Annotated in this window: 16 protein-coding genes and 1 pseudogene; 2 read left to right on the top strand and 15 right to left on the bottom strand. The window is 40.3% G+C overall.

Annotation, left to right across the window (positions count from 1 at the left end):
- From G576_RS0105250 to G576_RS0105205, 10 genes and pseudogenes are all read right to left on the bottom strand, one after another.
- Positions 1-234 (bottom strand): transposase (locus G576_RS0105250; protein ID WP_027973718.1); only part of this gene is annotated, 234 nt, incomplete at its 3' end.
- A 119-nt stretch (positions 235-353) separates the two neighbouring features.
- Positions 354-752 (bottom strand): Mini-ribonuclease 3, encoded by a 399-nt coding sequence (locus G576_RS0105245; protein ID WP_027973717.1) that lies wholly within the window; start codon positions 750-752, stop codon positions 354-356.
- The gene (gene cysS, locus G576_RS0105240) at positions 745-2,091 is read right to left on the bottom strand and encodes a cysteine--tRNA ligase (protein ID WP_027973716.1); all 1,347 of its coding nucleotides are present in this window, start codon (positions 2,089-2,091) and stop codon (positions 745-747) included. The genes G576_RS0105245 and cysS overlap by 8 nt, the downstream gene beginning before the upstream one ends.
- 74 nt (positions 2,092-2,165) lie before the next feature.
- Positions 2,166-2,450 carry a hypothetical protein gene (locus G576_RS12985; RefSeq protein WP_051178005.1) on the bottom strand — a complete coding sequence of 95 codons (285 nt, stop codon included), beginning with the start codon at positions 2,448-2,450 and terminating at the stop codon, positions 2,166-2,168.
- Between the two features lie 251 nt (positions 2,451-2,701).
- The gene (locus tag G576_RS0105230) at positions 2,702-3,463 is read right to left on the bottom strand and encodes a nucleoside phosphorylase (RefSeq protein WP_027973715.1); all 762 of its coding nucleotides are present in this window, start codon (positions 3,461-3,463) and stop codon (positions 2,702-2,704) included.
- An 18-nt stretch (positions 3,464-3,481) separates the two neighbouring features.
- Entirely contained in the window at positions 3,482-4,258 is a 777-nt protein-coding gene (locus G576_RS0105225; RefSeq protein WP_027973714.1) for a nucleoside phosphorylase, read from the bottom strand.
- A 90-nt stretch (positions 4,259-4,348) separates the two neighbouring features.
- The gene (gene cysE / locus G576_RS0105220) at positions 4,349-4,966 is read right to left on the bottom strand and encodes a serine O-acetyltransferase (protein WP_027973713.1); all 618 of its coding nucleotides are present in this window, start codon (positions 4,964-4,966) and stop codon (positions 4,349-4,351) included.
- A 66-nt stretch (positions 4,967-5,032) separates the two neighbouring features.
- On the bottom strand, positions 5,033-5,785 hold the full coding sequence (locus G576_RS0105215) for an SseB family protein (protein ID WP_027973712.1): 753 nt from the start codon (positions 5,783-5,785) through the stop codon (positions 5,033-5,035).
- A 157-nt stretch (positions 5,786-5,942) separates the two neighbouring features.
- Positions 5,943-8,039: pseudogene (gene pnp, locus G576_RS0105210) on the bottom strand (polyribonucleotide nucleotidyltransferase); the annotation flags it as partial.
- A 267-nt stretch (positions 8,040-8,306) separates the two neighbouring features.
- Positions 8,307-9,599, bottom strand: coding sequence for an adenylosuccinate synthase (locus G576_RS0105205; protein WP_027973710.1), 1,293 nt, complete (start codon positions 9,597-9,599; stop codon positions 8,307-8,309).
- Between the two features lie 247 nt (positions 9,600-9,846).
- Between G576_RS0105205 and G576_RS0105200 the strand changes: the two genes are divergently transcribed.
- Positions 9,847-10,911, top strand: coding sequence for a PTS sugar transporter subunit IIC (locus G576_RS0105200; protein WP_027973709.1), 1,065 nt, complete (start codon positions 9,847-9,849; stop codon positions 10,909-10,911).
- A gap of 49 nt (positions 10,912-10,960) precedes the next feature.
- Here G576_RS0105200 and G576_RS0105195 read toward each other — a convergent pair whose 3' ends face one another.
- Positions 10,961-11,923 carry a hypothetical protein gene (locus G576_RS0105195; protein ID WP_027973708.1) on the bottom strand — a complete coding sequence of 321 codons (963 nt, stop codon included), beginning with the start codon at positions 11,921-11,923 and terminating at the stop codon, positions 10,961-10,963.
- A gap of 333 nt (positions 11,924-12,256) precedes the next feature.
- Between G576_RS0105195 and G576_RS0105190 the strand changes: the two genes are divergently transcribed.
- Positions 12,257-13,111 carry a helix-turn-helix domain-containing protein gene (locus G576_RS0105190; protein ID WP_027973707.1) on the top strand — a complete coding sequence of 285 codons (855 nt, stop codon included), beginning with the start codon at positions 12,257-12,259 and terminating at the stop codon, positions 13,109-13,111.
- A 118-nt stretch (positions 13,112-13,229) separates the two neighbouring features.
- On the opposite strand, the gene G576_RS0105185 is transcribed toward G576_RS0105190, so the two are convergent.
- The 4 genes from G576_RS0105185 to G576_RS0105170 all read right to left on the bottom strand — a co-directional run bounded on the left by G576_RS0105185 (position 13,230) and on the right by G576_RS0105170 (position 17,415).
- Positions 13,230-14,705, bottom strand: a complete 1,476-nt coding sequence (locus G576_RS0105185; protein WP_051178003.1) for a glucosyltransferase domain-containing protein — start codon at positions 14,703-14,705, stop codon at positions 13,230-13,232.
- The gene (locus G576_RS0105180) at positions 14,689-15,630 is read right to left on the bottom strand and encodes a glycosyltransferase family 2 protein (protein ID WP_027973705.1); all 942 of its coding nucleotides are present in this window, start codon (positions 15,628-15,630) and stop codon (positions 14,689-14,691) included. Before G576_RS0105180 ends, G576_RS0105185 begins: the two co-directional genes overlap by 17 nt.
- Before the next feature lie 190 nt (positions 15,631-15,820).
- Positions 15,821-16,717 carry a hypothetical protein gene (locus tag G576_RS0105175; RefSeq protein WP_027973704.1) on the bottom strand — a complete coding sequence of 299 codons (897 nt, stop codon included), beginning with the start codon at positions 16,715-16,717 and terminating at the stop codon, positions 15,821-15,823.
- Positions 16,717-17,415 carry a hypothetical protein gene (locus G576_RS0105170; protein ID WP_027973703.1) on the bottom strand — a complete coding sequence of 233 codons (699 nt, stop codon included), beginning with the start codon at positions 17,413-17,415 and terminating at the stop codon, positions 16,717-16,719. The genes G576_RS0105175 and G576_RS0105170 overlap by 1 nt, the downstream gene beginning before the upstream one ends.
- Between the last annotated feature and the right edge of the window lie 19 nt (positions 17,416-17,434).

Below are 17,434 nucleotides of genomic sequence, written 5' to 3'. Positions count from 1 at the left end.
CATGGAACGAATACCATAAAAGCACTGAATCAGAGGAATTTTAACTAACATGACAGGGTCAAGACTAGGACGACCATTATCAGACGAATAGGTATCTTCTACTAGGTCATAAATGAAGTCGAAGTCAATCACAGCTTCCACTTGGCGCAGGAAATGATCTGCAGGCACAAGCTGGTCAAGGGTATAGAAACCGTACTGATTGCGGTTATAGTCAGGTTTTTCTTTGTGTAGCATAGGAGAACCTCATAAGTCCTTTTTCTTATATTATACTCCTAAATACGAAGAAAAGCCCTTAGAAAATCAATTCTAAGGACTTTGTCTTCAGTCTGAACAGTTTTCGATGAAAACTGTTTTTAACTATTCTCGACTACCTCAATACACCAATCAATCAACTCTTCTAAGCGCTCAACTTGATTAGTCATGTGAAGATAGCCCATGACCGCCTCAAAGCCCGTTGACATCTTGTAGGTGACGACATCAGTATTTTTAGCCTTGGTATGGCTGTTGGCATTACGACCGCGACGGTAAATATCTTCTTCTTTTTCGGTCAATAGCTGCGCTTCTAACATTTTAGAGATGAGCATAGCCTGCGCCTTAGCAGATACATAATGCGTCGCTTTGCGGTGCAGCTGGTTGGGCTTGGTCAGTCCCTGAAAAATCAAGTATTTACGAATATAAGTGGAATAAATAGCATCACCTTCAAAGGCAAGGGCAATTCCATTAATCAAATTAACATCAACCACCTTAGTCACGTGTCCACCTCACACCATCCTTGGTATCAAGAAGCTTGATGCCTTGCGCAGCTAATTGGTCACGAATAGCATCTGCGGTTGCAAAATCACGCGCGGCTCTAGCTAGCTGACGTTCTTCAATCAAGGCTTCAATATCTGCGTCTAGCACTTCCTCTTCAAAGACAATACCAAAGACGGCTAAAAGTTTGGCAAAGGTGTCCTTAACGGTCTGATTATAGTTGCCAGAATTAATCCACTTGGCTAGATCAAAAATGACTGTGATACCGTTAGCGGTATTGAAATCATCATCCATAGCCGCCTCAAAGTCAGCGACAAACCGAGCCAGTTGGTCAGCGTCAGCAACTTCTCCCACTGGTAAGGTATAGGTATTTTTCAAATACTTGAGATTGACTTCTGCATCGTGCACCGCTTTTTCCGTAAAATTCACTGGCTTGCGGTATTGTTGAGTGGCTAGGAAGAAACGAAGCACTTGCCCGTCAACAGTTTTCAGCATATCGTGAACAGTCACGAAGTTTCCAAGGGACTTGGACATTTTTTCATTGTCCACATTGACGAAACCGTTGTGCATCCAGTAATTGGCAAAAGTCTTGCCTGTCTTGGCTTCCGACTGTGCAATTTCATTGGTGTGGTGTGGAAATTCCAAGTCTGCTCCACCACCGTGAATGTCAATGGTATCACCGAGGATTTCCGTCGCCATAACCGAACATTCAATATGCCAGCCAGGACGTCCTTGACCCCAAGGACTTGACCAAGAGACTTCGCCTGACTTAGCAGATTTCCAGAGAGCAAAATCAAGCGGATTTTCCTTGATGTCGCCTTCGCCGTCCACACGACCGCTAGCACCCACTTCAAGATCGGCTAGAGTTTTATTGGCTAACTTGGCATAATTGCTGGACTTAGCCACACGGAAATAAACATCACCGTCTGCTTCATAAGCGAAGCCTTTGTCCACCAAAACCTGCACAAAATCAATGATTTCATCCATATAATCAATAACACGTGGATTTTTAGTTGCAGGCTTGACACCAAGCTGCTTAACATCTTCCATAAAAGCTGCAATGAACTTGTCTGAGAAAGACTTGGTGTCCATGCCAGCTTCAGCCGCACCTTTGATGATTTTATCGTCAACATCTGTAAAATTGGAAATATAATTCACCTTGTAGCCCCGGTATTCAAAGTAGCGGCGAATGGTGTCAAAAGCCACGACGCTACGGGCATTCCCAATGTGAATATAGTTATAAACCGTTGGTCCGCAGACATACATATTGACCGTATTATCATGAATCGGTACAAATTCACGCAGACTGCGGGTCATGGTATCATAAATTTTAATTGTCATAGCACTCTCTTTCTGGTGATCTTGATTTCCATTATAACATAAATCAGCCCCATAGGAGATGGAGCCGACCTTCCTTAATAATCCTTTAGGCTAATTCTCTCATTTTTATCATAGATTATCTCCGCAAAAGAGTTAAACCGCCTTAGCTGTTCTAACCGATAAAAATGCAAGGCTTCTTTCTGAGTAAAGAGTGAGACATCATGGATAATCAGAACATCAACTAGATTTTCACCTAAAAGTGGTGCCACGAAAGGATTACCACCTATAATAGTTGTAGCCACCTGCCGTACAAAGTCCACAACATTTGTCACGATAGGGTGATAATGGTTCAATGGGTGCTTGTCTTGCTGGATAAACACAAAGTCTACCGTCTTGTCTTTAAAGTTACCGCATCAGGCAAATTTGAATCGCCTCAAAAGTACACTTCCCCACTATAGTAACCGTCATCTGGTCATAAAATCTTCGTCACTCGTGCTGAGACACCAATCAATCATATGCCGACTCTCTGCTAAATGGTCATCTAAAGTCATGCAAGCATAGAAATATCGAGCTACCAATGAAACTCCTTTCAAATTTTTCACTAAGCACCGACCTTTTTCAGCAAGCTAGATTATAATTCCTTTGCAATTACTAATGCCACCTCGAAAAATGTCATGACATCGGTTGTGCGCTCCTCATGTCGCTTATCCCATTCTTCGTTATGGTGGTCAACGTAATCAGCCGTGTAAAAAAATTGATAAACATTGGCCTGTCGAAATTGTGCCCATGCCATGAGAGCTGAAGCTTCCATATCAACGACCTCTGCACCAACTGCCATACGACGTTTAACTTTATCAGCTGTTTCTCGGAAAAAGGCATCAGTTGTCCAAGTCTTGGTTCTGACATACTCTATTCCAGCATTATTAAAAGCCTTTTCCATGGTCAATAGCAGAGCTTCATTATAAGAGATTTCATCGCTAGCTGGGGCGTAGTGGTAACTTGTCCCCTCATCACGTAGAGCTACGCTTGGAATGAGAATCTTATCCGCCTCTATTCTCTTATCCAAAACCCCACAGGAGCCAAGAACGATAATGTTTTTGAAACCGTCTGCCCTTAGCTCCTCAAGATTGCCCACCGCAGAGGCTGCACCAATAATAGCCATCATGACAGCAACTTTCAATCCATCTTTTTCGTAGATATACCAAGGATGTTTGCCATTAAGGTCTGAAATGTAGCCACCTTGGCGAACATGCTCCATCTGACTTACCGTATCAACAATCTTGCCATTAAAAGAATAAATAAGCGTGTCACACACCTCAAACAAGCCTGATTCCACCTTTTTTAATTCAGGCTCAATAACCGCTCGTCCTGGTTCAAATTCCGTTAATAGCATAAAGCACCTCCTCATAATTTAGACTTTATCCAGTTCCACTGCAATCTTCAGAGCAATGTCAAAAAAGCGGAGCAAGTCTTCCTCTTCATGACCTTCGCGAACATCCCAGCCACCTTCATGATCAACAAAATCCGAAGTGTAGAAAAAGTGGTAAACGCTGGCATCTCTAAATTGTGCCCAAGCGGCAACCGATGACCATTCCATGTCCACAACCTGAGCTCCTGCTGCTTTTCGCCGTGCCACCTTATCTGGTGTTTCCCGATAAAAAGCGTCAGTCGTCCATGCCTTGCACGAAACGTGATGAATGCCCAGCTTGTCCAGAAGTCCCGTAAAATGAGCTAGATGTTCCTTAGAATAACCAATCTCATCAGAAGCTGGCGCGTAGTGATAGGACATCCCCTCATCACGCAGGCTTGAGGTCGGCACAATCAATTTATTGCTCTCCAAATTACCATCTAAAACCCCGCAGGTTCCGAAAATGATGAAGTTTTTAAAACCAGCTACTTTGAGTTCTTCCAAGGTTCCAACTAAAGCAGGTCCTCCCAGAAGAGCTTTCATCACTGCTACCTTATGATCCTCCCTGTCGTAGATGTACCAAGGCTGTTTACCATTGATATTGGATTTGTAACCACCATAAGAGATACCGTCCAGCTCCTTGACCATTTCAAAAAGTGATTCAGAAAAGGGCATAATGATGGTGTCACAGACTTCTTCTGCCTCCATTTCCCCCTTTACCGCAAAAATATCTTCAGGATTAATAACTGCACGGGCAGGTTCAAATTCGGTTAATAGCATAAGCACCTCCTCAAAAGTATTTCAACTATTATAACAAAAATAGAGAGAAAGAAAAGTCAATCTGATAATTTTTCAGACTGACTCTCACTGCTATAGATGCGACGACCGATGACTGGCCTCACGTAAATCTTCTAACTTCCGCAGATAATGTTCGCGGTGATCTTCCAAATCATGAATAACTTGGTCGTCTTTTTTGCCATGAACGCGAACAATTTTGGCAGGCATACCGACAACAGTCACATCGGCTGGCACATCTGCAAGAACAACGGCAGCTGCCCCTACCTTGGCATTCTCACCAATTTCAATAGGACCAATGACCTGAGCGTGGGCTGAGACCAGAGCCCCCCTACGTACTGTTGGGTGACGTTTGCCGACATCTTTTCCCGTACCACCAAGAGTGACCCCATGGTAGAGCATAACTCCTTCTTCTATCACAGCTGTCTCTCCAATCACCAGACCAGCCCCGTGGTCAATGAACACCCCAGGAGCAATCTCGGCCCCAGGATGAATCTCAATATTGGTCCAAAAACGCCAAAACTGACTATGCATGCGAGCCAACAATTTGAAACCCTTTTGCCAAAGCCAGTGAGATAAGCGGTGCGCCGCTAAGGCTTTGAGACCCGGATAGGTTAGCAAGACCTCCACAGTCGAACGTGCTGCAGGGTCTAATTCCTTAACAATATCAATGGATTTTTTCCACCACCCCATAGGCACCTCCGTCTAATAATTTTTATCTGGTGACTTGCCCCAGCTTAAGCCAGCTAGCTTGCTAGCCTACTGAGACAGGATATCTTGCCACATGATTTGTACATGTTTTTGGTCAAATGGGTCGATAACGACTCCCAAAGTATCCGCCAGGTCGTTTTCACCATCTACCGGACTTTTAAGATCTTTAAGCGTCCAAGCCACCACGACTCCTTTAGCTTCTTTGAAACGACCGCCAAAGTTCTCCTCCCGATACCATTTGGCGAAACTGGCCATATTAGAGAAGACTGGGACAAAGCTTCTGCCTTCTTGGTCTGATAGACTAGGAAAAAGGCGGTCACTACTACCATCTTCATTAGGGTAAACAAAGAGAGGAACCAGATAGTTCTTATCCAACCACCCAGCCTCAAGATTGCTATCACCCATAATCTGATTAAGGATAGTCGTGTAATGATTGACAAAGCTAATCAATTCACTAGATAGGAAGAGCCCAGAATTTCTCTTATCACTACCAGTCTTGAGGTTGAAAACCAATCCTGATAGTTGCTTGACAATAACTTCTTCTAGGACTTCCAGCGTCTTTCGTTCCACCCAATGTTGTTGAGCAGCGCTAGCTTGTTTTCCTTTAAAAATCTCAAGATCGGACAAATCGGTAAAAACAGGCGTTACCTTTTTGCCATCAATTTCAAGCGCATAGGGCTTATCGCTAGCTATCACCGCCTGCCCATGAAGTCCCATGACAAAGGACATGATTGCCAGAAAATCTTCAGGATCAGCGAGAAAATCACGGAGTTGCTGATCCAGTCTTTCAAGTCCTGTCATCTTAATCAGCCCGACTTTCTGTTGGTCGTTGTTTAGGTTCACGGAAATGTCCACCTAGACCACCGTTATGGTGGTTTTTGCGGTCATGACGGCGGTCGCTTGTACCATTATTATCACGATGGCGTGGGCGCTCTACCTTTTCTTCTGTCAAGCCTTCAGGCTTAGGAAGCAGGACTTTCATAGAGGCATCAATACGGCCTTTGTCATCAATCTTGATAATCTTAACATCCACTTCATCTCCGATTTCAACCAAATCTTCAACATTATTAGTGCGTGTCCAAGCCATTTCTGAAATATGTACCAAGGCATCCGTTTTCTCAAAAAGGTTGACAAAGGCACCAAATTTCTCAATGCGAACCACTTTAGCCTTGTAAACTTCACCAACCTTAGCTTCACGAACAAGATTTGCAATGATTTCTTTGGTACGGTCAATGGCTGCTTGATCAGGTGAGAAGATAGAAACCAATCCTTCTTCATCAATGTCAATCTTAACCCCAGTCTCAGCAATAATCTTGTCAATAGTTTCGCCACCTTTACCGATGACAATTTTGATTTTATCAACATCGATAGTAATCGTATCAATTTTCGGCGCAGTTGGTGCCAATTCTGGACGTGGTTCAGGTATGGTCGCTTCAATCAAGTCTAGGATTTCAAAGCGGGCTTTCTTAGCTTGTGCCAAGGCTTCTTCTAAAATCTGAGGTGTGATTCCCTCAATCTTGATATCCATTTGAAGGGCTGTGATTCCTTCACGCGTACCAGCAACCTTGAAGTCCATGTCACCGAAGTGATCTTCCAAACCTTGGATATCCGTCAAGACCGTATAATTAGTCCCATCTGAGATAAGGCCCATAGCAATACCTGCTACTGGTGCTTTGATTGGCACACCACCCGCCATAAGGGCAAGAGTTCCTGCACAGATAGAAGCCTGTGAGGAAGACCCATTTGATTCAAGAACCTCTGCTACTAGGCGGATAGCGTATGGAAATTCTTCTAAGCTTGGAAGAACTTGTTCAAGGGCGCGTTCTCCTAAAGCACCATGACCGATTTCGCGACGACCTGCTGCTCCATAACGTCCCGTTTCACCCACAGAATATTGTGGGAAATTATAGTGGTGCAAGAATCGTTTTTTATACTCCTCATCAAGTCCATCAATGATTTGAGTATCTCCCATCGGTGCTAGAGTCAAGACAGATAGAGCCTGAGTTTGTCCGCGCGTGAAAAGACCTGAACCGTGAACTTGTGGCAAGAAGTCAATTTCGGCGTCCAGTGGACGAATTTCATCTACCTTACGGCCGTCAGGACGGATCTTATCTTCTGTAATAAGACGGCGAACTTCTGCGTGCTCCATTTGTTCGAGAATCTCAGCCACGTCACGCATGATGGTAGCATAGCTTTCATCTTCTGCGTAGCGTTCTTCATATTCAGCCGTGACACGTTCCTTGACCGCCTCAGTTGCCACTTCACGCGCTTTCTTTTCCTCAACTTGGACGGCTTTTTGAAGATCCGCGTTGTATTTAGCAATAATTTCAGTTTGAAGGTCGGCATCTACCTGGAGCAATTCAACGTCTGCTTTTTCTTTACCGACAGCTACGACAATTTCTTCTTGGAGAGCAATGAGCTCTTGTATAGCTTTGTGACCAATGAGCAGAGCTTCCAACATGATGTCTTCAGACAATTCCTTAGCACCAGATTCTACCATGTTGATGGCTTCTTTGGTACCTGCTACGGTTAGTTCCAAAGCTGATTTGGCTGCCTGCGCCTTGTCAGGGTTGATGATAAATTCCCCGTCCACATAGCCAACTTGCACCCCTGCAATTGGGCCGTTGAAAGGAATGTCTGAGATGGAAAGAGCAAGTGATGACCCAAACATGGCTGCCATTGGAGCGCTAGCATTTTCATCATAGGACAGGACAGTATTGATGACCTGAACCTCGTTGCGGAAACCCTCTGCAAACATTGGGCGAATTGGGCGGTCGATGAGACGGGCAGTCAGGGTCGCATCTGTTGAAGGACGCCCTTCACGCTTCATCCAACCACCTGGGAACTTCCCAGCTGCATACATCTTCTCTTCATAATTGACTTGAAGTGGGAAAAAGTCACCTGTTGACATTTTCTTAGACATGACCGCAGCAGTAAGGACTGTTGAGTCACCATAGCGGACCACTACTGCGCCATTTGCTTGTTTTGCTACCTGGCCGACTTCTACGACCAATTTCTTGCCAGCAAAAACTGTTTCAAAAACTTGTTTTGACATGAAAAACTCCTAATTTTGAATTTGATACTCTGTTTTCTACAAAGACTGACTCGTGATAGGTCATGAACCCGTCTTTGCATAAAACTCAGTATCCCCTATATTTTATCACATTTTTAGGGAAATAGCTGAGCTTCTGACATGATTTTACAAGAAAAACAGTCAACTTTTTTGTCGACTGTTCGGTCTTTCGATGATTCTGTCACTTTGATTTTAAAAGAGTAAAAACAACCTAGAAGCACTTCCGAGGAAGTGCTTCTAGGTTGTCGTTTAAATATTTGCCCAAACAGATTCTAAAATGTTTGTCTGCTCACGTCCTGGACCTACTGAGAAGGTAGAGATACGGACACCGACCAATTCTCCGACACGGCGGACATAATTACGGGCATTTTCAGGGAGTTCATCTAGGCTACGGACTCCTGTGATGTCTTCAGACCAACCTGGAAGTTCTTCGTAGATTGGCTTACAACGTTTGAGTTGCTCGAGACTTGCTGGGTAGTGATCAATACGCTCTCCATCAAGATCATAAGCGACACAGATTTTAACCGTATCAAGACCTGAGAGGACGTCAATTGAGTTAAGGGAAAGATTTGTAATACCAGACACACGGCGACTGTGGCGCATGACTACAGAGTCAAACCACCCCACACGACGCGGACGACCTGTTGTTGTCCCGTACTCATGACCAACTTCACGGATACGTTCACCGATTTCATCGTGAAGCTCTGTTGGGAATGGTCCGTCACCGACACGACTAGTATAGGCTTTACATACACCTACAACCTTGTTAATTTTAGATGGACCTACACCTGAACCAATAGTCACACCACCAGCTACTGGATTTGATGAGGTTACAAATGGGTAAGTCCCTTGGTCAATATCAAGCATAACACCTTGTGCTCCTTCAAAAAGAACACGTTTGCCATTATCAAGGGCATCGTTGAGGATAACAGAAGTATCCGTCACATATTGCTTGATTTGTTGACCGTATGCGTAGTATTCTTCAAAAATGTCATCGAAATTAAGTGGTGTGCTGTCGTACATTTTTTCAAAGAGACGGTTTTTCTCTGCCAAGTTGATTTTCAAGCGCTCAGCAAAAATCTCTTTGTCCAGAAGGTCGGCAATACGGATACCGACACGCGCAGCTTTGTCCATATAAGCTGGACCAATACCTTTGATGGTTGTACCAATCTTGTTATCACCCTTAGCATCTTCTTGCAGCTGATCAAGTTTGATATGGTAAGGCAAGATGACATGAGCACGGTCAGAAATGCGCAAGTTATCAGTAGTCACACCTTCTTCGTGGAGATAATTAATCTCTTTAACCAAAGATTTTGGATTGACAACCACGCCATTACCGATGACGGAAATTTTTTCTGGGAAGAAAATCCCTGACGGAATCAAGTGAAGTTTAAACTTCTTACCATCAATTACAATCGTGTGCCCTGCATTGTCACCACCTTGGTAACGTGCAATCACTTCTGCATCTGCTGAAAGGAAATCTGTAATCTTCCCCTTACCTTCATCTCCCCACTGGGTACCAACAACTACTACTGAAGTCATAATTATCTTCCTTACTTTCTGATAAACCTATGGCAGGAATCTCACCTGCAAGTCTACATTACAATTTATTATAGCAAAAATTTAGAATTTTTTACAAGCATAAATTCGGATTTTAGCGATACTTGTCAATTATTTTCAAAACTTTAGTATAAATTCCGAACTTTCGTTTTAAACTCTTGGCTTTTCACCATTTTTTATATAAAATATAATTTGTGTAATATATCACAAAAAACAAAAGGAGTTTGCCATGAAGGCCTCTTTCAAAACCTTTCTTATTCGTAAAAATATTATCATCACAGGGCAACGTTACGCCATTGAAGCGCTAGCTGCTATGGCACAGGGACTTTTTGCCTCGCTTCTAATTGGGACTATCTTCTCAACTATCGGTCAGCAAAGCGGGCTCAGCCTTTTTACCGAAATCGGAACCTTCGCCTCTAGCATCAAAGGACCTGCCATGGCTGTCGCTATCGGCTACGCCTTGCAAGCTCCACCATTGGTGCTCTTTTCCCTACTCGCCGTTGGGCAAGCCGCGGACAGTCTAGGTGGGGCTGGCGGTCCCTTAGCCGTTTATCTAGTCGCTTTAGTTTCTTGCGAACTGGGGAAACTTGTCAGTAAAGAGACCAAGCTAGATATTCTCGTCACCCCTGCTGTCGCGATTTTTTCTGGTGTTTTGGTGGCAATGGCTGTCGCAGGTCACATTGGACGTGCTGCCATCTCACTTGGTAGTCTTATCATGTGGGCGACCGAGTTGCAGCCGCTATTCATGGGCATGCTTGTCGCAGTTATCATGGGAATTGCCCTCACCTTGCCTATCAGCTCCGCAGCGATTTGTGCTGCGCTGGGCTTGACTGGATTGGCTGGTGGGGCCGCTCTGGCAGGCTGTTGCGCCCAAATGGTCGGGTTTGCAGTCATGAGCTACCGTGCAAACGGAATCGGTGGGCTAGTGGCGCAAGGGTTAGGCACCAGTATGCTTCAAATGGGCAATATCGTCAAAAAACCTATCATCTGGCTACCAACCATCATCACATCAGCTATCATAGGACCAATCGCCACCCTCATTTTCAAGCTCGAAATGAATGGCGCAGCCATTTCCTCTGGCATGGGTACTAGCGGACTTGTGGGACAACTCGGTGTCTACTCAGGATGGGTTGCTGACATGGCTTCTGGGGACAAATCTGCCATTACCGCCATGGATTGGACAGGTCTAATCCTCATCTCATTTATCCTTCCTGCTGTCCTCACATGGTTCATCGCAGAGCTTTTCCAGAAAAAAGGACTCTTTAGTGACCAGGATTTAAAATTAGACCTATAAAAGAACCCAGCTTATCACGACGATAAGCTGGGTTTTATCACTCTATTTTTTAATTCACAGCCCAAATATAATAGGGAGTTTCGTCTTTTTTAAAATCAAAGACATCAAGTACTGACTGCGTTTCGAGGTTATAATACACTAACTTATTTTTTACAGTAAAGAGTAAATTTCCTGTCTTATCCAAAGCGAAGAAATCGACAAACGTCGAGTTGACATCCTCAACTATTCCTAACTGGCTTAAATCAATTATCTGTATTTCTTGTGTATCTATATTAAAAACTGTAACCACTGCTTTACCCAATTCAATGGCATTATGCTCTATAAAAATATAGTGTTTATGATAAGTCATTCTCATAGGAAAAGGCTCAGGCAATTCTAGGAACTCCGATTGTCCAGTTGTTAAGTCTTTGATAAGAAGGCGACTATCCAAAGTCAATTCTTTTGTTATATTATCTCTGATTGAATGCAGGGGAGCATAAAGCGTATTATCAATAGTTGCACTATTAACAAAACGATAGTGCTTATCATCGACATGATAAACAGGCTCTTCAGAAATAATAGATAAATCGTTTTCGTTAATCGTAATGAGATAATCTTCATACTTTTCTTCACCTAAATCTTTGGTAGCAATCAGCTGCAAATTTGATTCTAAATCAGACTGCCCCGGAACAAGGATAAGTGTCTCATTGAAAATTTTACTTTGAATTTCACGTCCGTTTTTATCAAATTGAGTCAAGCGACTTTCGGTAGTGAAATTCGTCCATGTATAGAAGAAATTAGCAGAGGATCCACTTCCACCATCAGCAATATTTTCAGTTTTTTCTGTATGAATTTTTCCAGTTTGAAAATCAATACTGACGATTCCCATAGGATAACTTGGAATATCCCACCCTTTAGAAAATAATAAATAACGATTATCGAAACTAGCTCTAGGATAGTAATAATAGACAAACTCAGCAAGTTTTTGCTCACTCTTTTCTAAAAGGTTTATTTTATTATCTTCGGTAACCAAAGTATATATTCCTTCGGAGGTGAGGAAATAGACATTAGCTTTATCATTGAGTTTGATTTTGCTTTCCGTAGAATTGTATAAAAAGAAATAGCATAATCCCACTATAACAATTAAGCAAGTTCCTAGAATAGTCGTGAGCTTTCTGAGCATATTCTACCTCGCATTCTTATAGATAACTGTTGTGTTCGGGTTTGTTAGCATTGAGATAATTAAGTAAAGATGTTTTTTCACTCTCTTCTCCTTTTAATCTCTATTTGTGATAAAATTATATCAATTAATTTAAGTGGTTACTTTTTTTGTAAACTTTAGTTACGAATAATTTGGGTATTGATGATGAAATGGAATTTTGGACAAACATATAAAGAAATTAGAAAATCGAAAAATCTTAGCCAACAGGAAATATGCGGAGAAGAAATATCTCGTGTTGCCCTCTCAAAAATAGAAAACTCTAAAGCTATTCCAAATATAACTCATATGATGTTTTTACTAGATCAAATTGATATGACAGTCGATGAGTTTATGTATATCTGCAATCTTTATCATCCCTCTGAGAGGCAGAGCCTTTTGATTGAAGCCAATAACTTATTAGTAACTCCCACAACCGAACAATTAAAAGTGTTGATTACGAGATGTAGTACCTATCTGGAATTGAATGATGATGTCCCTATCAAAAACCTTAAAGATGTTTTGGAGTTGTTTTTGTTTATTAGAACTAACGGTATCCAACGAGACAATCTTCGATATCAAGATCTTGTTCATAAAATATGGTTGCCCCTTCAAGAAAGAGATGAATGGTATATTAGCGATATTAGACTATTGAATGCTATTTTACATTACTTTCCAGTAGAAACTCTTGAAAAACTATCATCGTATATTTTTAAAAATTTAGAAAAATATAAAAACTATCGCAATATCAAGAATGATCAAAAAACCATACTAGAAAACTTAGCAACAATCTACCTAAAAGAAGGTTATCAGTCTCAATGCGAAACAATTCTGCTAAAATTATTGGAACTCTGCAAAGAAATGAAAAGATACGACGGGGTAGCTTTTGCAAAAGTAAGGTTAGGTATCTGTCAATGTAATTCTTCATTAATTGAGCAAGGAAAACAAATGCTAATCCTCTGCGAAGAAGCAAGATTACTAGATATTGCAGAAACTGAGATTGAACGCTATTATACTAAATAAGTCTGTATATACAGAACCCAGCTTATCGTTGCGTGATTTAGAATTATTTTGATAAATCACTAATAAAATAATTAATTCCATTTGACATGTTTTCAAAATATAAATTTAATTCATTCAATTATTTCATAATTACAAATAAATCTTCACCATGTGAATAAATAGTAAATCTAGAAGTCTTTTCAAGTAGAATAAGTTCATTGACATTCAAATTAGTAAAATCTTTTTGAATGAATTCAATTTTAGAATGAGTTAATTCATTATACCACATTAGATTGGGCCAATAGAGACTCTTGTTACTTGGTACTAATTTTGCAAGGATATTATAATTTTGTTTAGCATTTAAAAATGCAGTCGAATCATCAAAAAAATGATTTATATATACTTTCTGCCCTTCTTTTAAAACATAATGATTTAAGCTACTTGCCAATACAATACTTTGAGCCTCAAAGTCTGTTTTCTGATTATCTAAAGCACTTATATACCCCAAAGAAAATGTATAACTATAATAAACCAACAATACAATTGCAACTCTTCCTAAGTTACTCAAAAAATTTTTTGATAATTTTTGGGATAGTATAATCATTATAAAAGCTAAAAGTATTGCTAAGCCATATGCATAACGCGGTCTGACATCAGCAACCGGAGCCACACAAGCAATATAAATACCAAGTGATAAGATAGCCGAAATGACTAAACCCACCAAAACAACAACCATGTTTAAAAGTTTAAGCTTATTACTTTGAAAAACTATTTTAGTAACCATGATTCCAATGATTATTATCAATAAATATTTCCATAAACTTGGTAGACCTTCTCGATAGACTGTAAAGTAGGTAATTAAGTTGTTCCAAATCGTCATAGGTAAATCCGACAATTCAGCAAGTTTTGTTAAATCTCCCCTCTCTTCAAGTTGTGGATTGAACTTCATCTCAAATAAGTAAAAAATAGTAGCTATTCCGAAACTAAACACGCTATTTAAAAGAAAAATAAACCACTTTTGAATCGAGACTCTTTCTAAAACTAACTGCAACCAGAAAAGGACAACTAGAAACATATAAATACCTGACGAGCCTTGATATGAGTTAAACATCAAAAAAATACAAATTACTGAACTGAAGACAAATAAAAAATTGTTTGTTCTAAACCATAAAAATGGTAATATCGATAAAAATATTGAAATCACCATATACGGGGAATCAAACCTAAAGCTTAATAGCTCTAAACACCATGGATTGAGCCCGATAAATACGGAGGCAATTGCAGATGTCCAAGTCATTCTAACCCCATCAGAAAAGAGATAAGTTACTAAAACACTTGTTAAAGTGAGAATTATTCCAGACATTATATATGTTGTCAAACCTAAATCTGTGAGATGGCGACTTCCTTGAACAATCCAAGATCCTACCTCACTTAAATATCTCGCATAGTGAAGACCAAAGTTTGTTGCTCCATTCACCCTACGACTAATATCATCAATGTACGGATAGTTTATTGTCCCAAGAAAAATTTCAACGATTTGATAAAGTCCTAAAATAAGTAAAACTTTGAAAATATTATTTCTAATGTAATTTATAAAATTAGTGATTTCTAGCATTACTTTTCTCCTTTACAATATAATGAGGTCTTTTCTTAGTTTCAAGAAAAATTTTCGAGACATATTTCCCTAAAACACCTATTGAAAGAAGCTGAATCCCTCCAATAAATAAAATAATTGTCACTAGACTTGCCCATCCCTCTATACTACCTCCAACCGTTAACTTTCTAACGATTATGAATAATGCACCTATCATTGACATCTGAAAAGAACAGACTCCGCTCCAAGTTGCCACTCCTAGCAAGACATCTGAAAAGTTTATAATTCCTTCAAATGAATATTTTAATAATGTCCAAAATGACCAAGAGCTCGTACCTTTCGTCCTCTCTCTATTTTCAAAGCTAATATAGGTCACCCTATAACCAACCCAAGAAAATAGCCCTTTCGAGAATCTATTTACTTCTTGTAATTCCAAAATACTTTCAACAACTTGACGGGTCATCAATCTAAAATCTCTAACCCCGTCAACAATCTCAGTTTCGGATATCTTATTTATTAACCAATAAAATCCCTTTGCAAATATAGAGCGAATTAATGGCTCTCCTTTACGATTTGCACGACGAGTCCCGACTACATCAAATCCTTCTTGAATTTTTTCGAACATCTGAGAAATCAGTTCAGGAGGGTCTTGCAAGTCGACATCCATAACTGCTACAAAATCTCCAGTACAGGCTTCTAATCCAGCCAATAGAGCCGCTTCCTTCCCAAAATTTCTTGATAATGATATATAATTTATATTTTCTTTTTCAATTGAAATTTGTCGTAATTCGGATAAAGTCTCATCTTTAGATCCATCATCAATAAAATAGTATTCAAACTTTAGTTTTGAAACTAGTTTTAACTCCTCTTTCCGCATTGCTTCCATAAACGGTCTAATCGCACTTTCTTCATTGTAGCAAGGTATAATAATCGAAAGTCTTTGTATCATAATAATCTCCAATTTCTATACTATCAAGGTTAAGGGTTGACTGGTAAGTCAACCCTTGGTATACGTAGTATAACAAGGGTTTTTGCGTTTTTAAATATGCTTTATAGACTATCTTACAGTTTAAATAAAAAAATGACTTTCGATTTTGAAAGTCACTTTTCTTTCTATCAATCACTTATTACTAGCCTCAATCTTCTAAAAGATTCTTGTTAAATGTGGCATTTTTGGCATAGACACGATAGGTACCGTCTTCTTGTTCTTTGAAGCTAATATCCAATGTCGTAAAGCGACTAGCTGAACCTTTTTGGTAAAAAATTAACAGCTCCTTTGAGTTCTTTGTCATCGCATCTCCCCAAGCATTGATATAAGCTTCGTGTGGAAGACCTCCAAGGGCAATCACTTCTTCATATGTAGCACCTCCTTTTCCATGATTAACATCACCTACAGTAATTTGTGCGAATTTTTCTTCTGTCCACTTGAATGCACTACTTCCTACCTCCTCAGTAGGAAACTGTTCATCTGGTAGATTATAGATTGTCTTAGATGAGAGATAGTATTCGTCTCCATTTTTATAGAACTGAAGGCTCAATCTTCTTTGGTCATCGTATAATTGAAAGTCCCCTGAAGCGTAATCAAGGCTCAAGTACTCCTCTCCAAACCTAGATAATCGAGCTGAAGAACCTTTGCCGTGAGCCTTTATAATATCGGTTAAGCTATCCCCTGAGGCATCCACCTGTGTGCCAGTTTCCAGCTTATCATAATCAGCCATCCTCCAGTTAAAAGAAAAATTTTCTTTATCTGTCACAAGACTGCGTGTAAAAGCATTGGTGTTCTCTGATTCCGTTGTCTCAGTTGTTGTTCTCAACTGCTTGTCAGGCTTATAGTTAGCCACTTTTTCCATAGGACGGTTGGCGACCACCCAAACAGCTATCCCCGTCAAAACAACTGCTAATAAACCTAAAAGACTAAAAAGAGAAGCCCTTCTCTTTTTTAATGACTCTTGATACTGACGTTCAAATTCTTCCTGAACAAGATATTCAAGCTCTTGAAAACTTTCCTCTTCTTTAATTATCTTTTTTGCCATTAATCTCTGAATACTCCTTCTTTACTGGTTAAAACAAATTCTCCAAACTCGTCCTGCGTAAAATTTAATTGGACAGAATTGACCGTTGAAGTTGGGTCGTTATCTTCTTGATATACAAAAATGAGTTGACGAAAAGAATCAAAAGCCACTTGACTGGCGTCAGTTGGAAGTCCATAGTCAGCGACAATTTCATCTGGCTTTTGTCCTAGAGCCAAGGTATCCACTTTTTCTTGATTCCAATTAAAATTGAAATTCTCATCTGTAGCTACGGGATAGGTGTCATCTGGCAAAAAGGCAAAATTTTTGCTATAAAGACGATAGATACCATCTGAGTAAATAAATCTGAAAGTCACATTTTGAACATAATCCTCACTATAGTAAGTAGCGACTACTACTGACCTTCCATCGCTCACTTTTTCCAATTCTTTGTAGGTATCTGCCCGACCATACTTTTCTGAAATATCCTTTAAACTTGGCGATTGAGACTCTATATCGGAGACGACGATAGCATCGTAGCTATCAACTGTCCAATTAAAATCTTTCACTTCTGTTACATTTTTTAACTCAGAAAGGTAGGAGGCCTCTTTAGCAGTTTCCTCGTGAGGTTTTATCTCCGCTTCATCACTGCTTCCTTTAGGAGTAAAAGAGAGATAAAGGCCTGTTGCAACCAGCAGGATGAGGGGGGGAGAATAGGGCAAACTTTTTCAGCATTTTCGT

It is taken from the genome of Streptococcus porci DSM 23759 (genome assembly GCF_000423765.1).
In the GTDB taxonomy this organism is placed as follows: Bacteria; Bacillota; Bacilli; order Lactobacillales; family Streptococcaceae; genus Streptococcus; species Streptococcus porci.
This window is presented reverse-complemented; position numbering and strand designations above follow the sequence as displayed.

Bases quoted from the DNA above. Each gene is read 5' to 3' on its own strand.
- cysS (WP_027973716.1), bottom strand. From the start codon at position 2,091: ATGACAATTAAAATTTATGATACCATGACCCGCAGTCTGCGTGAATTT.
- G576_RS0105230 (WP_027973715.1), bottom strand. From the start codon at position 3,463: ATGCTATTAACGGAATTTGAACCAGGACGAGCGGTTATTGAGCCTGAA.
- G576_RS0105225 (WP_027973714.1), bottom strand. From the start codon at position 4,258: ATGCTATTAACCGAATTTGAACCTGCCCGTGCAGTTATTAATCCTGAA.
- cysE (WP_027973713.1), bottom strand. From the start codon at position 4,966: ATGGGGTGGTGGAAAAAATCCATTGATATTGTTAAGGAATTAGACCCT.
- G576_RS0105215 (WP_027973712.1), bottom strand. From the start codon at position 5,785: ATGACAGGACTTGAAAGACTGGATCAGCAACTCCGTGATTTTCTCGCT.
- G576_RS0105205 (WP_027973710.1), bottom strand. From the start codon at position 9,599: ATGACTTCAGTAGTAGTTGTTGGTACCCAGTGGGGAGATGAAGGTAAG.
- G576_RS0105200 (WP_027973709.1), top strand. From the start codon at position 9,847: ATGAAGGCCTCTTTCAAAACCTTTCTTATTCGTAAAAATATTATCATC.
- G576_RS0105190 (WP_027973707.1), top strand. From the start codon at position 12,257: ATGAAATGGAATTTTGGACAAACATATAAAGAAATTAGAAAATCGAAA.
- G576_RS0105185 (WP_051178003.1), bottom strand. From the start codon at position 14,705: ATGCTAGAAATCACTAATTTTATAAATTACATTAGAAATAATATTTTC.
- G576_RS0105175 (WP_027973704.1), bottom strand. From the start codon at position 16,717: ATGGCAAAAAAGATAATTAAAGAAGAGGAAAGTTTTCAAGAGCTTGAA.